Annotated in this window: 18 protein-coding genes; 8 read left to right on the top strand and 10 right to left on the bottom strand. The window is 36.3% G+C overall.

Annotated features, from left to right (window positions below):
* Window positions 1-44: 44 nt before the first annotated feature.
* Genes QQS39_RS17670 through QQS39_RS17635 form a run of 8 tightly spaced genes read left to right on the top strand, consistent with a single transcriptional unit; the run spans window position 45 to window position 9506 of the window.
* Entirely contained in the window at window positions 45-2603 is a 2559-nt protein-coding gene (locus tag QQS39_RS17670; protein ID WP_285805069.1) for a beta-ketoacyl-[acyl-carrier-protein] synthase family protein, read from the top strand.
* On the top strand, window positions 2600-3817 hold the full coding sequence (locus tag QQS39_RS17665) for a beta-ketoacyl synthase N-terminal-like domain-containing protein (RefSeq protein ID WP_285805068.1): 1218 nt from the start codon (window positions 2600-2602) through the stop codon (window positions 3815-3817). The genes QQS39_RS17670 and QQS39_RS17665 overlap by 4 nt, the downstream gene beginning before the upstream one ends.
* Window positions 3814-4848, top strand: coding sequence for an ATP-binding protein (locus tag QQS39_RS17660; protein ID WP_285805067.1), 1035 nt, complete (start codon window positions 3814-3816; stop codon window positions 4846-4848). Before QQS39_RS17665 ends, QQS39_RS17660 begins: the two co-directional genes overlap by 4 nt.
* A gap of 11 nt (window positions 4849-4859) precedes the next feature.
* Window positions 4860-5567, top strand: a complete 708-nt coding sequence (locus QQS39_RS17655) for an ATP-binding cassette domain-containing protein (RefSeq protein ID WP_285805066.1) — start codon at window positions 4860-4862, stop codon at window positions 5565-5567.
* Window positions 5548-6216, top strand: coding sequence for a hypothetical protein (locus QQS39_RS17650; RefSeq protein ID WP_285805065.1), 669 nt, complete (start codon window positions 5548-5550; stop codon window positions 6214-6216). Before QQS39_RS17655 ends, QQS39_RS17650 begins: the two co-directional genes overlap by 20 nt.
* Window positions 6216-7511: an ABC transporter permease family protein gene (locus tag QQS39_RS17645; RefSeq protein WP_285805064.1), complete on the top strand. Its 1296-nt coding sequence runs from the start codon at window positions 6216-6218 to the stop codon at window positions 7509-7511. Before QQS39_RS17650 ends, QQS39_RS17645 begins: the two co-directional genes overlap by 1 nt.
* Before the next feature lie 22 nt (window positions 7512-7533).
* Window positions 7534-8472: an ACP S-malonyltransferase gene (locus QQS39_RS17640; RefSeq protein WP_285805063.1), complete on the top strand. Its 939-nt coding sequence runs from the start codon at window positions 7534-7536 to the stop codon at window positions 8470-8472.
* Window positions 8473-8495: 23 nt separating this feature from the next.
* Window positions 8496-9506: a hypothetical protein gene (locus QQS39_RS17635; protein ID WP_285805062.1), complete on the top strand. Its 1011-nt coding sequence runs from the start codon at window positions 8496-8498 to the stop codon at window positions 9504-9506.
* Window positions 9507-9566: 60 nt separating this feature from the next.
* Here QQS39_RS17635 and QQS39_RS17630 read toward each other — a convergent pair whose 3' ends face one another.
* The 10 genes from QQS39_RS17630 to ompR all read right to left on the bottom strand — a co-directional run bounded on the left by QQS39_RS17630 (window position 9567) and on the right by ompR (window position 19022).
* On the bottom strand, window positions 9567-10316 hold the full coding sequence (locus QQS39_RS17630; RefSeq protein ID WP_151436360.1) for an amino acid ABC transporter permease: 750 nt from the start codon (window positions 10314-10316) through the stop codon (window positions 9567-9569).
* Between the two features lies 1 nt (window position 10317).
* Window positions 10318-11055 carry an amino acid ABC transporter permease gene (locus QQS39_RS17625; protein WP_196569702.1) on the bottom strand — a complete coding sequence of 246 codons (738 nt, stop codon included), beginning with the start codon at window positions 11053-11055 and terminating at the stop codon, window positions 10318-10320.
* Between the two features lie 107 nt (window positions 11056-11162).
* Window positions 11163-12002, bottom strand: coding sequence for an ABC transporter substrate-binding protein (locus tag QQS39_RS17620; protein ID WP_151436358.1), 840 nt, complete (start codon window positions 12000-12002; stop codon window positions 11163-11165).
* 214 nt (window positions 12003-12216) lie between these two features.
* The gene (gene phoU, locus QQS39_RS17615; protein ID WP_196734962.1) at window positions 12217-12948 is read right to left on the bottom strand and encodes a phosphate signaling complex protein PhoU; all 732 of its coding nucleotides are present in this window, start codon (window positions 12946-12948) and stop codon (window positions 12217-12219) included.
* Window positions 12949-12962: 14 nt separating this feature from the next.
* Window positions 12963-13739 carry a phosphate ABC transporter ATP-binding protein PstB gene (pstB, locus tag QQS39_RS17610; protein ID WP_006534565.1) on the bottom strand — a complete coding sequence of 259 codons (777 nt, stop codon included), beginning with the start codon at window positions 13737-13739 and terminating at the stop codon, window positions 12963-12965.
* A 29-nt stretch (window positions 13740-13768) separates the two neighbouring features.
* The gene (gene pstA / locus QQS39_RS17605) at window positions 13769-14671 is read right to left on the bottom strand and encodes a phosphate ABC transporter permease PstA (RefSeq protein WP_285805061.1); all 903 of its coding nucleotides are present in this window, start codon (window positions 14669-14671) and stop codon (window positions 13769-13771) included.
* 1 nt (window position 14672) lies between these two features.
* Complete coding sequence (gene pstC / locus QQS39_RS17600; RefSeq protein WP_151436355.1) at window positions 14673-15632, bottom strand: phosphate ABC transporter permease PstC; 960 nt, start codon at window positions 15630-15632, stop codon at window positions 14673-14675.
* A gap of 77 nt (window positions 15633-15709) precedes the next feature.
* Window positions 15710-16750, bottom strand: a complete 1041-nt coding sequence (gene pstS, locus QQS39_RS17595; protein WP_109373686.1) for a phosphate ABC transporter substrate-binding protein PstS — start codon at window positions 16748-16750, stop codon at window positions 15710-15712.
* A 212-nt stretch (window positions 16751-16962) separates the two neighbouring features.
* Complete coding sequence (gene envZ / locus QQS39_RS17590) at window positions 16963-18303, bottom strand: two-component system sensor histidine kinase EnvZ (protein WP_151436354.1); 1341 nt, start codon at window positions 18301-18303, stop codon at window positions 16963-16965.
* Window positions 18300-19022: an osmolarity response regulator transcription factor OmpR gene (gene ompR, locus QQS39_RS17585; RefSeq protein WP_023583230.1), complete on the bottom strand. Its 723-nt coding sequence runs from the start codon at window positions 19020-19022 to the stop codon at window positions 18300-18302. Before ompR ends, envZ begins: the two co-directional genes overlap by 4 nt.
* Between the last annotated feature and the right edge of the window lie 135 nt (window positions 19023-19157).

Below are 19157 nucleotides of genomic sequence, written 5' to 3'. Positions count from 1 at the left end.
AAAAGATATTTATTAATTCTAATAGATATTATATAGGAATTACCATGAATAGTAGACGCCGTCGGGTTGTAATAACCGGAATGGGGATTTTATCATCTTTAGCTAAAGATGTACCTCAATTTAAACAAGTTCTTTTTAATAGGCAGTGTAATATTAAGCCAAGTAAACGTTATTTAAAATGGTTTGAAAATGCCAATGCATCTGAAATTGAGATGCCACTAGATTATTCAGATATACCTGAACATATTGCTAGATCATTAGATAATGCGGCATTGTGGGCATATCGAGTCTGCTATGAAGCGCTACTACAAGCAGGTTTAGCAGAAAATAAAACGATATTAGATAACACGGCAATGATCGTTGGTGTCTCTTCTGCGGGTACTGAAGCTTTTTTACCTCTGTTTGAACAGCATATTGATGATTTTTCTATTAAAAAGGCCATTTTATCAGGAGGGTTCTCATCTTGTTGCTCCAGTGTCTCAAGTTTACTGGGCTTGCGAGGCGGCGTTGAGTTAGTTGCGACAGCATGTACAGCAAGCTCTAATGCAATTGGCATGGGTTATGATTATATCCAAAATGGAAAAAATCCAGTTGTTTTAGCTGTAGGTACAGAACCTATTTATCTCCCTACCTTTGCTGGTTTTTATGCATTAAACGTGATGAAAACTACGCCAACTTCTCCCTTTTCTGGTACGCCAGGTATGTCAATTGGCGAAGGTGCTGGCGCATTAGTTTTGGAAGACTATGAACATGCAGTCGCTCGTGGAGCAACAATGTATGGTGAAATTATTTCTTATGCTACTTCTTGTGATGCTTATCATGAAACTGGCCCCGATCCACGAGGAAATGGTGCCGTACAAGTCATGCGCAAAGCTTTAGATAATGCGGGTATTACTCCTAATGATATCGATTATATTAATGTACATGGCACAGGAACAGAAGCAAATGATCGCATTGAAACAATGTCGATGAAAAAAGTATTTCCTAATATTGATAGTATTCCATTAAGCTCCACAAAATCTTATGTGGGGCATAATATTGGTGCTGCAGGTATCGTTGAAATCATAGCCTGCTTTATTAGTTTAGCCGAAGATAAAATCCCACCAACGTTAAATTTCACTCAGCCAAGACATACCTGTGATTTAAATTATGTGCCGAATTTATTTCAAGATAAAAAAGTAAAATTATTTATGAAAAATAATTATGCCTTTGGAGGAAATAATTGCTCTATTATTGCTAGCCCTTATATTACAGATAAAAAAACGAAAGAATATAAAGCAAAACGTGTTGTTATTAGCGGAATAGGGGCTATTACATCCATTGGAAATAATGTAATGGAAATGATATCGGCTATTTTATCCGGAAAACAAGGGACATTAAAAAAAATTGTATTTGATAATGATGTGCAAAAAGATATCGATAAATTAATGTCCGTAGTGATAAAAGATAACGATTTTGAGCAATCATTAGGACATCCTTATTTTGATCCTAATATCGATGATCGTTTGAATAATAGCGCTTTTTATCATGCTATTACTGGGGCTAATCCGAAAAAATTATTACGTTGTTATGATCCTAGAAAAGCTATTCCTAGTGGCACTTATGCACTATTAGCGTTAAATGAAGCACTCGCTGATGCTAGACGAAAAATTAAACGTAATGGTGATGATTTAGGCTTTATTTTAGGCATGTCAAAAGGGCCACAAAGTACCGTTAATCGCTATTTACAAAGTTTAATCCCAGATCCTAAAAAAGTAAGAACTTCAGAGTTTCCAGGCACGTTAATGAGTGCAGTATCAACATTTTGTGCTATTACTGAGGGGATCAAAGGGTATACAACCACCTTGGCAACGGGAGTGAATGCTGCATTAGGTGCATTAACCTATGGCTATGAAATTATTAGACAAGATTTACAGCCTCAAGTGATTGTTGGTGGGGCTGATGAGCATTTCAGCTCAATTTCGCTCTATTTTCAAGCGATGAGTAAGAAAGTGAATCTGACCACGAACACAACAGATTATCAGGTTTACTCTAACACGAAAACAGGCTATATCCCCGGTGAGGGTGCTTGTATGTTATTTCTTGAAGATAAGGAATATGCCCGCAATCGTGGTGCTAAAATTTATGCTGAAATTATAGGCTATGGTAAAGCGAATGATAATGCTTTTTTAGAAGATGAAAATATTCCCGATAGAGTGGCAGCGCTATGTAAAGCAATTAAACAAGCATTATCCGAGGCGCAACTTAGTTTTGAAGAGATTGATCTTATCTGTGGTACTAGTGATGGAAATAAAGAGAATGATTGCGTTGAAATAAAAGCGATTCGGCAAATATTCTATCAAGGGGCTAATGTTGTGCCTGTGGTGAATTATAATGCTTTTTTTGGCTTAGTCGAATCGTGCTCTGGAATATTAGCACTCTCTTTAGTTATTCATATGATGGAAAGTAGCAACATTATTCCTATTCCTTATACAGAAAATTTTATTGCTGATGATATTAATTTTGTTACTCAACCCATAAATAAGCGAATAAAAAATGCTTTAATTATTGGCTCATCAGAAGGGGGAAATCACTATGCAATTATCATAAGGAAATTTTTATGAAAAATGTTGCAATAAGTGGATGGGAAATAGATTTACCTTCAATGGCCAATTTTAATCTACTTTCTGAACAGTTATTATCAAAATCACCCATTAAAACAGAAAAGTATTTTACCGACGATTATTTTACAGAATATTTTAAACTTAATCACAATCCTGCGGTTATCCAATATAAGAATAAAGAAAATAATATTTTTGAAAAGCTAACGCGATTAATTAACAACAGCCTTAGACGCGCCAATATAACTCTTGAAAAGTTTCGTTGCTCACGCGTAAAAATGTATCTTGCAGGGCACGGTCCAAGAGCAGATTTTATTGATTATCAAGGATTTTATGATAAAAATGATGTGGAAGATGTTCAATATTCTCCACAAATAAAATCACTACATGCGACATCTTATGCGCAGGATGAATTAGCAAATAAATTGTTTACTGAATATCAGTTAGATTTTCCACCTATCCCTATTTATTGTGCCAGTAACTCTGCATTAATGGCTGTCCACATAGGGCATAATGAAATAAGCCAAGATATGGCTGATTTTGTGGTTGTTTTATCGTGGAATAGCCTACTTTTGCAAGATATTGCTTTTATGGATAGCCAAGGTATGTTGGTCGAAGAATATGCTCAACCGCTGAGTAAATATAGTGATGGAGTCACTTTATCAGACGGTTATGCAGTCATAATTTTAGAAAATCAACAACATACTCACGCCAGAAAATACCTAGCTCCCGCTTATATCAGCCATACCCGTTTTATGCAAAGTAATGCTGAACGCGCAATGGGAGGAACATTATTTAATTTTTATACAATATCAAAAGCTATTTCACAGCTTCTTGATATTAGCCATTATCTTCCGAGTGATATAGGCGCCATTTTTATTCATGGCAATGGTTCGATTATTAGTGATAAAGCTGAAACAATAGCGATTGCTAATATTTTTAAACAGCCTATTCCCATTATTAGTTATAAAGGGCAGATAGGCTATGTTTCTAATTGCTCTGGTATTATTGATTTAATGATTATCGCTGATTCATTAAAAAATAATAGGCTGATCTCATCTAATACACACTATCCAATAGATGATGCTATGGGGCTTCATTTTTTAGTAAATCAAGGGTGTGTAAAATATAATGCCAAACCAGTATTAAAAATAGGTTTAGGTATGGATGGTTCTATTATTGCCATGATATTAATGGCAAATAAGGATCAAAGATGAGCCTATTAATATCCTCTGAAGCCATTAATGTGGCGGCTTATGCTTTTTACGAGCCACAAGAGCCACTTATGCCTTTTATTCCTTCATGGTACAACGTATGGGAATCACATATGTTACGTTTGGCCGTTAAAAAGAGCGGAGAAACGAGTTGGAGTTTTCAACGCTATGGGGTCAATTATGATATGTACTTACGTGAGGGAATAAGAAAAACAAATTGTCGCCCCTATTTATATGCGATAGAGAACGTAGTTGATCAAGCATTTTCTTGTTTAGATACTCAGTCACAATTTCAATTAAAAAAAGAGAGAAATGGCATTATTTATATTGATGCATGGGGAGAATTAACCGCTTTTGAGCAGATTGATAGCTTAAGAGATGCTTTTACTCTTAATATTATTCCTAGAAATATCATAAAAAAATATAGCATCAAAAATTTCTCTTGTAAGATAAGAGGTGAACGTAATGGCATGATGTCAGCATTACTATTAGCACAAAAATTAATTAATAGTGCTCTTTTGGATAATATTTTTATTTGTGGCGGTTTTCGAGCCATACCTATTTTATCTTTTAGTGAAATAGACAGACAACCATTAGCCTCTTTTTTTAAACCCAAAACACTTAATCATATCAACAGTATTGAAAGAGTGGCTTGTATTATTGTAAGTAAAAAAGTGCGATCAGATATTTCTATTTATATTAATCGATATTTTTCTATTGATAAAAATAAAAGAAAGGCAATAAAAAAACTAAGGAATGAGTGGGATGAATTAATTAATGAAAATACTAAGTCAATTTATACTGCTGCTTTACTAACTTATAGATATATTTCTATTCTAGAAGCAACATTGTCAATGTTACCCTCTCATATTAATCGTTATTTTTTAAACCGCCTTTATGGTGATAGTGGATTTATCACGCCTGTTCTTATGTTTGATCATTTACAAAAAATAGGAGGTTCTTCCTCACATCATATTTTGAGTGCATTTGATGGAGAAAATGGCACTTGGCTACTTGATTGTTGGAAGCAATAGTAGGGTAATTTATGAGTGTAATAAAAAAAGCGTCTCAAATAGCATTGATTTCTCTCTCTAATATTAATAAGCGCGTTGGTGATAAGAGTAATCAAAAAAGCATATTAAAAAACATCACGTTTAATATAAATAATGATGATTTTACATTAATTAAATATCAGTATGATAATGAAGAAGACGCGTTGATTAGTATTATTTCAGGTATCGATATTAAATATACTGGCGATGCTTATTTATCAGGATTTTATTTACATTCATTGAATGAAAAACAGCGTGCATTATTAAGAAATGAGATGATCGGTTTTATTTCTAGAAATAACTATTTTTTTAATGATTATAGCGTGTTTGATAATATTTATTATTCAATATTAAACTATAAATATAAAAAAAACAGAGAGTGTCAAATTATAAATTCACTTAAATTTATGGGGATAGAAAAACTTTATCATCAGAGACTAAAAAGACTATCATCAGAACAATTATTAAAAGTGGCTTTCGCTAGAGTTTTGGCGAAAAAACCGAAGTGTATTATTGCTAATTATAATAATGGTAATTTCAATCAAGATAATTTTTATGATTTTATTCAAATATTATTAAAAATACACACTGAGCTATCAATGCCAATATTATTAACAACGAGTTGTCATTGCTCCGTTTTGGATGTGAATAATATTATGAGACTTAAAAATGGAGAATTATATGATGAGGAGAAGCGTTAACAATATTACTGTAGTTTTGATTCTGATGTTACTATTTCTTCTTCAAGTAGAGAGTAAAGCAAATAATAGAAATATTAATAATCATTTTTTTATCTTTATATCGTTAAATAATTTTACTGAAAGTTCTAAATTGACAAAATTAATTTCAGATTTAGATAATGATATTAAAAAAAATAATAATCAATTTGATAAAATAATTTATGGGTATGCAAGTGTCTTTTTATCTGAATTTTATCATAACAGTAAGTATTATTCTCAGGCTGCAAGGGCAATAAAACAGGCGTTTTTTTATCTTGATGAAGCAGTGGAAGAAAATCCAGATAATTGGCGATTAGCTTATTTACGATTAAGAATGGATGCCTTTACACCTCACGATTTAGGACGCTGTGTTATTGCTAAAAAGGATAGTCAGCAATTATTTGAAAATAACAATATAAGTGCTGATCTTATTCCAATGATCAAATATATGTATATACGGTCATTATGGGGTTGTCATCAGTTTTCACAAGCAGAGAGTGCAATAGCCCAATTACTTAAAGAAAGTGAAGCGCATAAAATAATGGCTAAATATGGTTTAACAGGCGTTCCTCCGTGGTTACCTATTGAAAAAACCGCGGTTATTCAGCCTCTGACATTAGAGAGTAATTAATGGAAAATATTATTATATTTATCACAGTAATTATATTTATAATGTTACTTTCTATTTCATTATCTTGGTTTTATATAAAGTATACTTTAGGCTTGTTCTATCGTTCAATTGGTTATTTTTATCGAAGTTTATGTTTTCTTACATTACTTTCTGTGGTGACATTTCTTTATCATGGCTTTTATAATCACATCTATTTTTTATTAAAAGAACAAGTTGCATATTCTAATTTTGGTCATATCGAAATATATAAGAAAGAGAATAAAAATAATATTGATGATAAAAATAGCTATTTAGAAATAACAAATGCTGAAGAGATTATCGATTTATTAACAAAGAATGTTGAACTATCAGGAAAAATACAGATAATCTCACCTCAAATTATTTTTTTAGGGGCGGTGGAAAATTTAATTAATAAAAAAATTATGTTTTTTTGGGGGCTAGCGATTGAACCTCAGTTATTATTATCTATAGGGGCATACGATCTAACTACTTTAGGAAGTGAGTTATCTAATATCAAAAAAACAGAAATCACCGTAGATAAAATTATGGCTAGCTCTATAAATATAAATTATGGTGATTGGGTTAACGTTATATTTGTTAATCATGAAAATAAAAAAATAGTCCTACCAACTTATGTCCGTGGTATTTTTAAAACGCAAATAAAGGCTTACCCTTATGCAACTATTAAAATTCCATTGGAAACTATCCAAGATTTAAAAAAGAATAAAAATGTAAGTAGAATAAATATTTTATTAAAAAATAGTTATTATATTGATAGTGTTATATCAATAATAGAGAAAATAAATAAAGAAAAATCCTTAAATTTGAAGATTGTTTCAGCTATGGAAAGGAAAGATTATATTGTATCTATAATGACCTTCTTTAATTGGTCAATTATATTTCTATATAGTGTTATTACTGTTTTTTCTTATCTTATAATAAAGAAAATAGTTGTCATTAGCATCAAGAAATCTATAAACGATATTATTGAATTTAATAAAATAGGTATTTGGAGGGGCAGTTTTTCTCGTCTATTTATTTTGTTGGCTATTTTTATAGTAATAGCTATTTCAATATCAATATTATTAATTGGGAATTTATTATCTTGGTTGGTTAATATAAGGCAAATTAATATTAAAATATCAGATGATAACAGCTATCCAATAATGATTTCTTGGTTATGGCAATATGATGTTATGTTAAAAATACCTTTGTTACTGCTTTTCTCCGCGATAACAGCCTCTTGTGTATCTACTTTTAAAATAAGTCACTATTTAAATAAGTTTAAAAAATAATATTAATATTTAGGAGTATTATATGCCGTTAACAGACAGAGAATATCATCAAAAAGAAGAAATGATTTTATTTTTTCCCGGTCAAGGTATGCCTTATTTAGGTATGGGAAATAGAGCGTATAGCGATTCTCCATCGATAAAATGGGTTTGGAATTGTGCGAGTGAAATCGCTGGGTTTGATGTAAGGGCTATTTGTTTAAAAGGGCCGATGAATAAGTTGATACAAACTCACTATCAACAAGTGGCGATAACAACGATCAATATCGCCACTCTTTATTTATTGCGCGAACGTTGTTGCGTTAATGAGGCTGGATACGCAGGTCATAGTGCGGGTGAATATTCAGCGCTATTCGCCGCGAATGTGATTGGACTTGAATCTGTATTTAAGCTAATTAATTACCGCGCTTCAATAATGCAACAGTTGGCTACAAATAAAAAAGGGGCTATGTATGTGGTTAAAGGCTGCTCTTATCAGACTTTATCTGCCCTTATTGAACAACAAAATATGGCTACATTGGTAAATGTTTGTTGTGATAATAGCGAGCTTTACCAAGTGATTGGTGGAGAGTATGAAAGTGTGCGTAAGGTCGTTAATCAATTAGTTAAAATGAAAATAGAAGCCAGTAAATTAGCCGTTAATGGCGCTTGGCATACTGAATTAATGAGAGAGGGTAAAAAACTACTCGCTCATTTTTTGCAACAAATCCCATTTTCAATACCCCATAAACCCGTGGTGATGAATGTTTCGGCTGATGTAACGACAGATATTGAGACGATAAAGCAAAACTTAGTCAATCAACTGACAGAAACCGTTAAATGGACTGCAACAATGGCGTTGTGGGGGAGTTTAGGATATAAAAATTTTATAGAGCTTGGCGATAAACGATCACTCTATTATTTGGCTAAAAGTTCATGTTCTTTAAAAGATAAAAATATACTGCATTTTAATGATTATATTTAATCATCTTATATATAGGAGCGATAATGTTACCTAATTATCATTATTATGCACAATCGCATCATTACTCTATGTTAATTCCGATTTATGTTGCCTCGAGCGTATTAAGTTTATGCTTTATTAATAATTATACTGTTCTAAGTTACTGGGAATTATTTATTGGTAATTTTGCTATTTTTATAGTGATCTTTTTGAGTGCTATTACAAATGAGCGAATATATTGGTTATATTGTACGTTCTCTGAGAAGTTTTATTTTAAAAATAACATTAAAGAATATGAATATAGTAATAAAACACCTTATCGGTTTTTTATTTTCTCACTATTTTATATAATTGTTGTGATTACAAGTTTTCTTAGTATCTCTTATTTAATAGAAGTTAATTATGGTAATCAAATATATGTGATTATTTTTATTGGCTTTTTGTTATCGCCGATGATGATATGGCTATTTATGAGTGTTGTAATAAAATTTTATTTTACTAAATCAATTCATTATCTAAATAACTTTTCTTTGAATAATAGTAACAGAAAAAAATTTAAAATATCTTATATCATTGTTAATGAAGTTATTTTAAGTCTGTTAGTTAATTTTCCTATTGTGCATCCTCTCTATAAAAGTGCTGCCTTTTCGTTAGAGCAAGGTTATCTTAATATTGAATTTATTATTTCATTGATAATATTATTATATAGTGTTCTGTTTATTATGCTTTTATTATCGAAAGCAAGAAAAATTAATTATTTAATGGGATTGATTATTTGCTATTCTTTTGAAGAAGACTTTTCTGAGATAAAAAAGAGAAGCCTATTTCTTCGTATATTATTGTTTATGACGTTGATCCCAGTAGGTACGTTACTCATCTGTTTGTTATTTTATGTTATTAATATAACAGAAAATTTTATTCTTATTTATTCTATTAGTTTATCTTTAGTGGTTTATCTTTATTTTATTGAGAGACAATATAAACTCCATCAGGAATTTATTTTAGCATTTGATATGATCTTACGATTAAATACATTAAAAAAATTTAAGAGCTAGGCGATTTTTATCTTTATTATTTAACCTCCCCTAACAGATCCCATTAGGGGAGGCGTTTAGTTAAATGACTTTTTCACTCAATGGTATTTTTTTGCAAGAAAATAAGGATTGCCAAAAAGGATGTTTTTCTTTTTGTATTGAGAATGATCGGTTGATCCGATTAGCTATGATTTCCAATGAAAAACAGAGAATAAAATAGATAAAAGCCACAAATAAAAAGACTTCCATCGGATAAACCATACTGCGGTTATTGACTTGTGTGGCTAAGAATGAAAGCTCGCCTACACCTACCACATAAGCTAATGAAGTATCTTTAATTAAAGCTATCCACTGATTAATAAATGAAGGCACCATCATGCGTAATGCTTGTGGCAATACGATATGCCACAACACTTGCCAGCGATTAAAGCCTAAAGATAATCCCGCCTGCCATTGCCCTTTTCCTATTGCCAAAATACCTGCTTTGACACCATGCGCAATATAAGACGATGTAATTAAAGCGAGCGCACAAATGACGGTGGTGATTTCAGGTATTTCCATCCCCAATACCACAGGCAATAGAAAATAGACCCAAAATATCAACATAATGACGGGAATAGCACGGAAAAAGCCTAAAAAAGCCGCAAAAAGGTTAACCCATACACCTCTGAGCATTGCCAGTGCAATGCCACCTAATGTACCTAAAATAATAGATGCAATACCCGCAATAATACTGATAAAAACGGTTAGCGCTGCACCTTCTAAAGGTCCGTCAGGATAAGCACCAAAGAGTAAGTACTGCCAGTTATCAGCAATAACAGTAAAGTCCATATTAATACCCTTGTGCTAATTTACGTTGCTGATGCCATTGTCCCCAAGCTTCCATCAAGGCTATTGCCGCAATATAAAGAATAGTTGCGACACCAAAGGCTTCGAAAGTACGTAATGATTCTGTTTCGACTTGTCTTGATGCGTAAGAAAGCTCTGCAACACCAATAGCCATAGTCAGTGATGAGTTTTTTATCACATTCATGTATTGACCCAGCAAAGGAGGCAGAGCAATACGAAAGGCTTGAGGTAAAATCACATAACGCATCGATTGCCACTGTGTTAATCCTAGTGCTAAAGAGGCATATTTTTGCCCTTGTTTAACACCTTGAATACCTGCTCTTAGTTCTTCAGCAATAAACGGGGTTGAGTAAAATGTCAGACCTACAATGCCGGCTAAAAACTCAAAAGAAGGCCAAGCAAGCGTTACACCTAAGAATACAATCTCATGAGGTGTGTTTAACCACATCATGGCGCTTTGTGGCAGGATCTCTCCTGATGCGAAATACCAAAAGAACAACTGCACTAACAGTGGCGTATTACGAAACAGCGAAGTATAAACAGTGGCTAACCAGCGTAATGGCGCAAAAGTGCTATCTCTTGCAGCACTAAGGGCGAAGCTCATTAATGTTGCAATGACAATAGTCCAAAAAGAGATAAGCAAGGTGATGAGAAAACCGCTCCAGAGCCAGCTTAAATAGTGTGGCTCCAGAAGGTAATGTGAAAGAAATTGCTCAAACATATAATAGACCTATTGTAGACACCAAACCCCGCAGAAGCGGGGTAGGTGTTTTAATAAAGGAATAACTTTGTTTTTAATGAAAGAAGAAAGTTATTACGCTTTAAGGATCAAGATTGTGGTGTTTGCTCTGATAATGGGGCAAATTTGAAATCGCCACGAGGCTGAGCTGATTTTGTTTCAGGGCCAAACCAACGATTGTAGATCTCGTCTGCTTTGCCTTCTTTTTCCAATCTTAATAGTGTGTTATTGATTTCATTAATTAAACGATCTTCACCTTTAGCTGCTGCGACTGCTTGGTATTCGCGCGTAATGCTAAATGATGACACTTCAAAATCGGCTTTAATGGCATCAGGAAGGTTTGCTAATAAACCCACTAATTTTGCATCATCTTGTGTGATGGCTTGTACGTTACCGTTACGTAATGCAGCGAAAGCAAGAGGAGTATCGTCATAAGAGATAACTTTGGTGTCAGGATAACGTTCACGTAAAGTGATCTCTTGAACAGTACCTTTATCGGCACCAATACGCAGTGAATGAATTTGTTCTGGGTTAGTTAAAACGCCTTTACGTGCAATAAATTTTTGACCGGTTGCAAAGTAAGGAACAGAGAAGTCAACTTGTTTAGCGCGTTCATCGGTAATGGTGAAGTTAGCGGCGATTAAATCGACTTTCTTAGAACTTAACAGTGGAATACGGTTTGCTGGGTTTGTTGGACGTAGTTCCAGTTTTACGCCTAAATCTTTGGCGATCTCATTGGCGATATCCGCATCATAACCTGCGAGTTTTTTGGTTTGAGGATCAATAAAGCCAAAAGGAGGATTGCTATCAAAGATAGCGATACGTACGACACCTGCTTTTTTTATATCATCGAGTTTATCTGCTTTTGCAATACCAGAGAAAAGTACAGAGCCTGCAATTAATGCCGTTGCCAAAACACGTAGTTTCATTATTCACCCCAAAGAAAAGAATTATCATCGTTATGTTGCATATCACGCTATCAAGTTGATCTAAGTTCATAAAATAATAAAAATTGATATCGATATACTTTTAAGGAATAAGGCTATAAAAGAGGTGGAGCTAGAACGGTGTTTATCTATGAACAAATAAAAAAACAGCGACATCAGTGTCGCTGTTTTGAAGAGAAGAAAAAGAGAGAGAAATTTATTTAGTGGTGTTGTCGTCACTTTTTGTGAGCATTTTTTCTACTTGGTCGCCCCCTAAATGGCGGAAATCATGACCTTTTACGTAATAGAAAATAAACTCACAAATGTTCTGGCAACGGTCGCCAATACGTTCAATAGAGCGCGCACAAAATAGTGCGGTTAGTACACTTGGGATGGTTCGAGGATCTTCCATCATATAAGTCATTAATTGACGGACGATACCTTCATACTCATTATCAATTTTAGCGTCTTCACGGTAAATACGTACGGCTTCATCCAAGTCCATACGTGCAAAGGCATCAAGAACATCATGCAGCATTTGTATGGCGTGTTGACCTAAAGATTCTAAGCTCACAAGCAGAGGTTGATGCTGGTGTGAAAACTTTTCAAGCGCCGTTTTACAGATTTTTTCAGCAACATCGCCAATACGTTCTAGTTCAGCGATCGTTTTTGATATCGCCATAATTAAACGTAAGTCACTCGCTGTTGGCTGACGTTTAGCAATAATTCGCATACACGCATCATCAATGGCGACTTCCATCATGTTGACGTTATGGTCACCTTGAATAACGTCATTTGCTAATGCTTGGTCTTGATTATGCATTGCTGTAATGGCTTTTTTCAGTTGCTCTTCAACAAGCCCCCCCATAACCATCAGCTCAGTACGGATATGCTCTAACTCAGCATTAAATTGACCAGAAATATGCTTATTGTGATTTAAATTATCCATTAATTGCCTCGTTATCAGCCATAACGCCCAGTGATGTAATCTTCAGTTTGTTTTTTCGCAGGACGCGTAAATAACGTATCCGTATCGCTAAATTCAATTAACTCACCTAAATACATAAATGCCGTGTAATCAGAACAACGTGCCGCTTGTTGCATATTATGTGTCACGATAACCACGGTATATTCCGATTTGAGTTCACTAATCAGCTCCTCAATACGACCCGTAGAGATAGGGTCGAGAGCAGAACAAGGTTCATCCAGTAATAAAACTTCAGGACGGATTGCGATACCACGAGCGATACATAAACGCTGTTGCTGACCACCAGAGAGACTATATCCACTCTGATGTAATTTATCTTTGGTTTCGTTCCATAATGCGGCTTTGGTCAACGCCCACTGAACGCGCTCATCCATATCAGCGCGAGAGAGCTTTTCAAATAAGCGGACACCAAAGGCAATGTTGTCATAAATTGACATCGGGAAAGGTGTTGGCTTTTGGAATACCATGCCGACTTTGGCGCGTAATAGTGCGATATCTTGCTTATCTGTCAGGATATTATTGCCATCTAGCAAAATTTCGCCTTCTGCGCGTTGTTCGCCATAAAGCTCATACATTTTATTAAAAGTACGTAGTAAGGTCGATTTACCACAGCCAGAAGGGCCGATAAATGCCGTCACCTTATTTTTGGCAATATCTAAAGAGATATTTTTCAGCGCATGAAATTTACCGTAGTAGAAGTTCAAATCGCGAACTTGAATTTTATTTCCTGCGTTATCATTAGCCATAATCATTCAACGTCTCTCTTGCTTAACTTTCTGCGTTAACCGTGCTTGCGTTTAGCAAACAGCACGCGCGCGATAATATTGATAAATAGAACACAGAGGGTGATAAGTAATACGCCAGCCCAAGCAAGCTCTTGCCATTGTGCAAAAGGACTCATGGCGAACTTAAAGATAGTCACAGGTAAGTTAGCTATCGGTTCGTTTAAGTCTGTGCTCCAGAATTGATTTGATAGTGAAGTAAATAGCAGTGGTGCAGTTTCACCTGCAATACGTGCAATCGCTAATAAGACACCCGTGATAATGCCTGATACCGAGGCTTTTAAGGTGATTTTAGAGATCATCTTCCACTTTGGTGTTCCTAATGCGTAAGCAGCTTCGCGTAAGCTATCAGGGACTAACTTCAACATATTTTCAGTGGTACGAATAACGATAGGAATTTGCAGTAACGCTAATGCGATAATTCCCGCCCATCCTGAAAAGTGCTGCATCTGTGCAACAACAATGGTGTAGACAAACAGCCCGACAACGATTGATGGCGCTGACAGCAAAATATCATTAATAAAACGTGTAGTTTCAGCAAGCCATGAACGACGACCATATTCAGCAAGATAAATTCCAGCAAGAATACCTAACGGCGTTCCAATCACCGTTGCCCATAAAATCAGTAATCCACTACCGACAATGGCATTCGCTAATCCACCACCATCAGTATTTGGTGGCGGTGTCATTTCAGTAAACAGTGCCAGTGACATGCCATCAAAGCCTTTGGTGAACGTAGAGAATAAAATCCACGTTAGCCAGAAAAGACCAAATGCCATAGTCGAGACAGATAAAAACAGTGCGATACGGTTTTTTTGACGACGCCAAAGCTGGCGTTTATGGCGTATATGCAGTTCGCTTTCTGTTTGAACTTGTAATGAAGAAGAGGATGTTTTTGACATATCAGCGCGCTCCTTCATTTTTTGATAAACGTAATGTCATAAACTTAGAAATCGCAAGGACGATAAAGGTGATGACAAACAAGATAAGCCCTAATTCCATCAATGCCGCAGTATGTAACCCCGTTTCGGCTTCCGCAAATTCATTGGCTAATGCAGAGGTAATACTGTTTCCTGGCATAAACAGTGATGCGGAATCTAATTGGTAGGTATTACCGATGATAAAGGTTACCGCCATGGTTTCACCTAAGGCGCGACCTAATCCCAGCATAACACCGCCGATAACACCATTACGGGTATAAGGTAGAACGATATTCCAAATCACTTCCCATGTTGTACAGCCAATACCGTAGGCAGACTCTTTCATCATGACAGGCGTTTGTTCAAACACATCACGCATGACAGAAGCGATATAAGGAATGATCATGATAGCGAGGATAACCCCTGCCGCCAGAATACCAATACCAAAAGCAGGGCCAGAGAAAAGCTCGCCAACGATAGGAATGGAAGACATCACATTACCTACAGGCTCTTGGAAATAGGTTGCAAAGAGTGGTGCAAAGACAAATAGCCCCCACATACCATAAACAATGCTGGGAATCGCGGCGAGTAACTCAATAGCGATACCTAACGGGCGTTTTAACCAATTAGGGGCTAATTCAGTTAAGAACAGAGCGATACCAAAACTGACAGGAACAGCAATGATCAGTGCGATGACTGAGGTCACAATGGTGCCGTAAATCGGTACTAGTGCGCCAAATTCCTGAGCAGGAGGATCCCACTCTTTCGACCATAAGAATGAAAGGCCGAATTGTTGAATGCTTGGCCATGAGGCGAAAATCAGTGAAACAATGATACCTGTTAAAAGCAAAAGCGTAATCAACGCAGCTAGACGAACTAGTGCGCTGAAAATAACGTCCCCTCGTTTACTAGGGGCCTTTATTACCGTTGTGTGCTCGGCCATAAAGCCTCTTTTAATTTATTACCCCCTGTTTTAGCAGAGGGTGAACGTTAACTTATCTCTTAATGATTGCCGTTTTATTAGTAAATCGGTTTACCATTACTGTCTTTGATACTTGTTTTCCATGCAGCACGAATTTGTTCTACAACTTCGGTAGGTAATACCGCGTAATCTAGGTTTTTCGCTTCCTGATTACCTTTGTCGTAAGCCCAGTTGAAGAAATTCAGTACTTCTTTACCTTTTACGGCATCTTTTTGTGTTTGATGCACTAAGATGAAGGTAGTTGAAGTAATCGGCCATGCATTTTCACCTTTCTGGTTAGTCAGGTCTTGTGCAAAGCTTTTGCTCCAATCTATTTTTCTTGCTGCGGCACTAAAGCTGTCAGCGGTTGGTGCGATTGCTTCGCCGTCAGCGGTGACTAATTTAGTATAAGCAAGGTTGTTTTGTTTCGCGTAAGCATATTCAACATAACCAATTGAACCTGGTACACGTTGAACGAATGCCGCGATGCCATCATTCCCTTTTCCACCTAAGCCTGTCGGCCATTTTACGGTAGAGCCTGCGCCTACTTCATCTTTCCATGCACTATTTACTTTTGATAAGTAGCTAGTGAAAACGAATGATGTACCTGAGCCGTCAGCACGGCGAATAACCGCAATATTTTGGTCTGGTAATTTTACGCCCGGATTGAGCTTAGTGATGGCAGGATCGTTCCATTTTTGGATCTTGCCTAGATAGATATTACCGATAGTGTCGCCATCTAAGGTCAGTTCACCTGATTTGATACCAGGAATATTTACTGCCATAACAACGCCACCAATGACGGTAGGAAATTGGAATAAACCGTCAGCTTGTAATTTGTCGTCTGCTAATGGCGCATCTGAAGCACCAAAATCAACAGTATTTGCAATGATTTGTTTAACACCACCAGAGGAACCAATGCCTTGGTAGTTAATTTTGTTACCCGTTTCTTTCTGATAGGAATCTGCCCATTTAGCATAAACTGGGGCAGGGAACGTTGCGCCAGCACCAGTCAGCGAGGTCGTTGCCTGTGCAGAAAGAGCGGTCATTGAAAACGCAGCGGCAATGACACTAGTCAGGGTGGTACGCATCAGTTTCATAATCCCTCCTGTGGGATAGGTAGAATAATTTTCGACATCTATCAACTTCGGTTACGGTACGCACAGACAATAGGTCAGTTTGATGACAATTAAATGTCTTAATTGTGACAGTTTTATGACAAAGCGAAAAAATGATGAAATATTTATAGGAGGAGAGAAATGAGAAGAGAAATAGCGTAATAAAAGCACTTCAATATTTGCAATAGAGTGGGCTAATCATCCTCATCTTCGCGCTCTTTTAATGGGAAGTTAGCACGGATTAATAATCCACCTTTAACGCTATCATCAAGCTCTACATAGCCACCATGAGCATCCATAATACGACGAATAATAGATAGTCCTAACCCCGCACCCGTTGAGCTACGTGCTTGTTCACCTTGAACAAAAGGTTGGAAAAGGCGTTGTCTATCTTCTTGTGGAATACCCGGACCATCATCTTCAACTTGGAACCACGCATACTCTTCATCTTTTCCACTTGAAACGCTTATCCAGCCATGACCATAGCGAGTAGCATTCACCACCATATTGGTTAGTGCGCGTTTTACAGCAATAGGGTTAGCTGTGATATTAATGGGTTCAGGATGAAGATGCTCTTCGCTGATTTTTCCGGAATTAGATTCAGCTGAAATAACTTCTCGTAATAGATTATTCATATCACACAGTTCTAAAGACATCTCTTTACCTGTGCGCATATAGTCTAAGAATTGCCCAATAATAGCATCACAGTCTTCGATATCTTTATTGATAGAGTCTGCGAGGTAACTATCTTCGGGGCTCATCATTTCAGTGGCCAAACGAATTCGAGTCAGTGGTGTACGTAAATCATGGCTAACACCTGCCATAACAAGCGTTCTATCATTATCTAATGAGCGAATACCTGATGACATCTGGTTAAAGGCACGAATAATTGAGCGCATTTCAGAAGAGCCAGATTCAGGAATAGGCGGTGGGATAACCCCTTTCCCGATGCGACGTGCTGCATACTCCACTTCATTGAGTGGGCGATTTTGAAAACGGCTATAAAGCCAGAAAAAAGCAACAACGATAATAATAAAAATAATCGCTTGTCGGTAAACAGGCAGTAAGAAGTTTTGCCCTAATTCAGTGAGTGGAACGCGGATCCAAAGAGAGGGGGACATATACGTATTAACCCATAAGACTGGGTATTCTAGCGTATTTTCAATCCATAGCTCGGTTTTTCCTCCCAGATATTCAGACATCTGTTCACTTAATTCATCATCTATTTTGGCCCAATATAGCCCTTCCTCAAGTGCAGCATTTTTATCAAAGAAAGAAACACCGAGTTCGTTATAGATTTTATTACGTAAAGCAGGGGAGATTTTTAGCGGGGTGCCGTCTACTAGGATCAGTTCTTCAGGCATTAACGTACGTATTTCATACGCTAAAACTTTATTAAATTGCTGAAGGCTTGGTCCCACAATAAGGTGTTGCACAACGATATAACTGGCTATCAAGCTAAAAAAAAGTAGCGAGATAACCAGAAATAGCGAACGTGTCAGTTTATTGTGGGGTGAAAGCCTCAGCCTTCTCATTGAACGCTGGTTCCATCAGGAACGAAGACGTAGCCGAGTCCCCAAACTGTTTGAATATAGCGAGGATGCGTTGGATCTTCTTCAATCATGCGACGTAAACGCGAAATTTGGACATCGATTGAACGCTCCATTGCACTGTATTCACGACCACGAGCAAGGCTCATTAACTTATCACGAGAAAGTGGCTCGCGAGGGTGAGATACCAGTACTTTTAATACAGCGAATTCACCGCTTGTCAGAGGCATATGCTCTTCTTCGTGGAACATCTCACGCGTACCAAGGTTTAGCTTGAACTTACCAAAAGAGATAATGGCGTTATCTTGTGAAGGTGCGCCAGGTAATTCATTTGCTTGGCGACGAAGAACTGCGCGAATACGTGCCAGTAGTTCTCTTGGATTAAAGGGTTTTGAGATGTAATCGTCAGCACCGATTTCAAGCCCCACAATTCTATCAACCTCTTCCCCTTTAGCAGTAACCATAATAATAGGGATAGGGTTGTTTTGGCTTCTTAAGCGGCGGCAAATAGAGAGGCCATCCTCACCAGGAAGCATTAAATCGAGCACAATAAGATGGATAGATTCGCGAGTGAGCAGACGATCCATTTGATCGGCGTTTGCGGCAGTACGGATTTGAAAACCTTGCTCTGTCAAATAGCGCTCTAAGAGTGAACGCAGACGTAAATCATCGTCTACGATTAGCACTTTATAACTTTCTTGCATTTTTTAAGCTCCCGAAGTGCAAATGCATTTATTAGCGAATTCTATCATCGATAAGAATATTAAACCAAAACCAAAGAATAAATGTTAATAATTTATAGATAAAACTTGTTCATTGGTCTTAATAAAGGATATAAA

It is taken from the genome of Proteus appendicitidis (assembly GCF_030271835.1).
Taxonomy (GTDB): Bacteria; Pseudomonadota; Gammaproteobacteria; order Enterobacterales; family Enterobacteriaceae; genus Proteus; species Proteus appendicitidis.
This window is presented reverse-complemented; position numbering and strand designations above follow the sequence as displayed.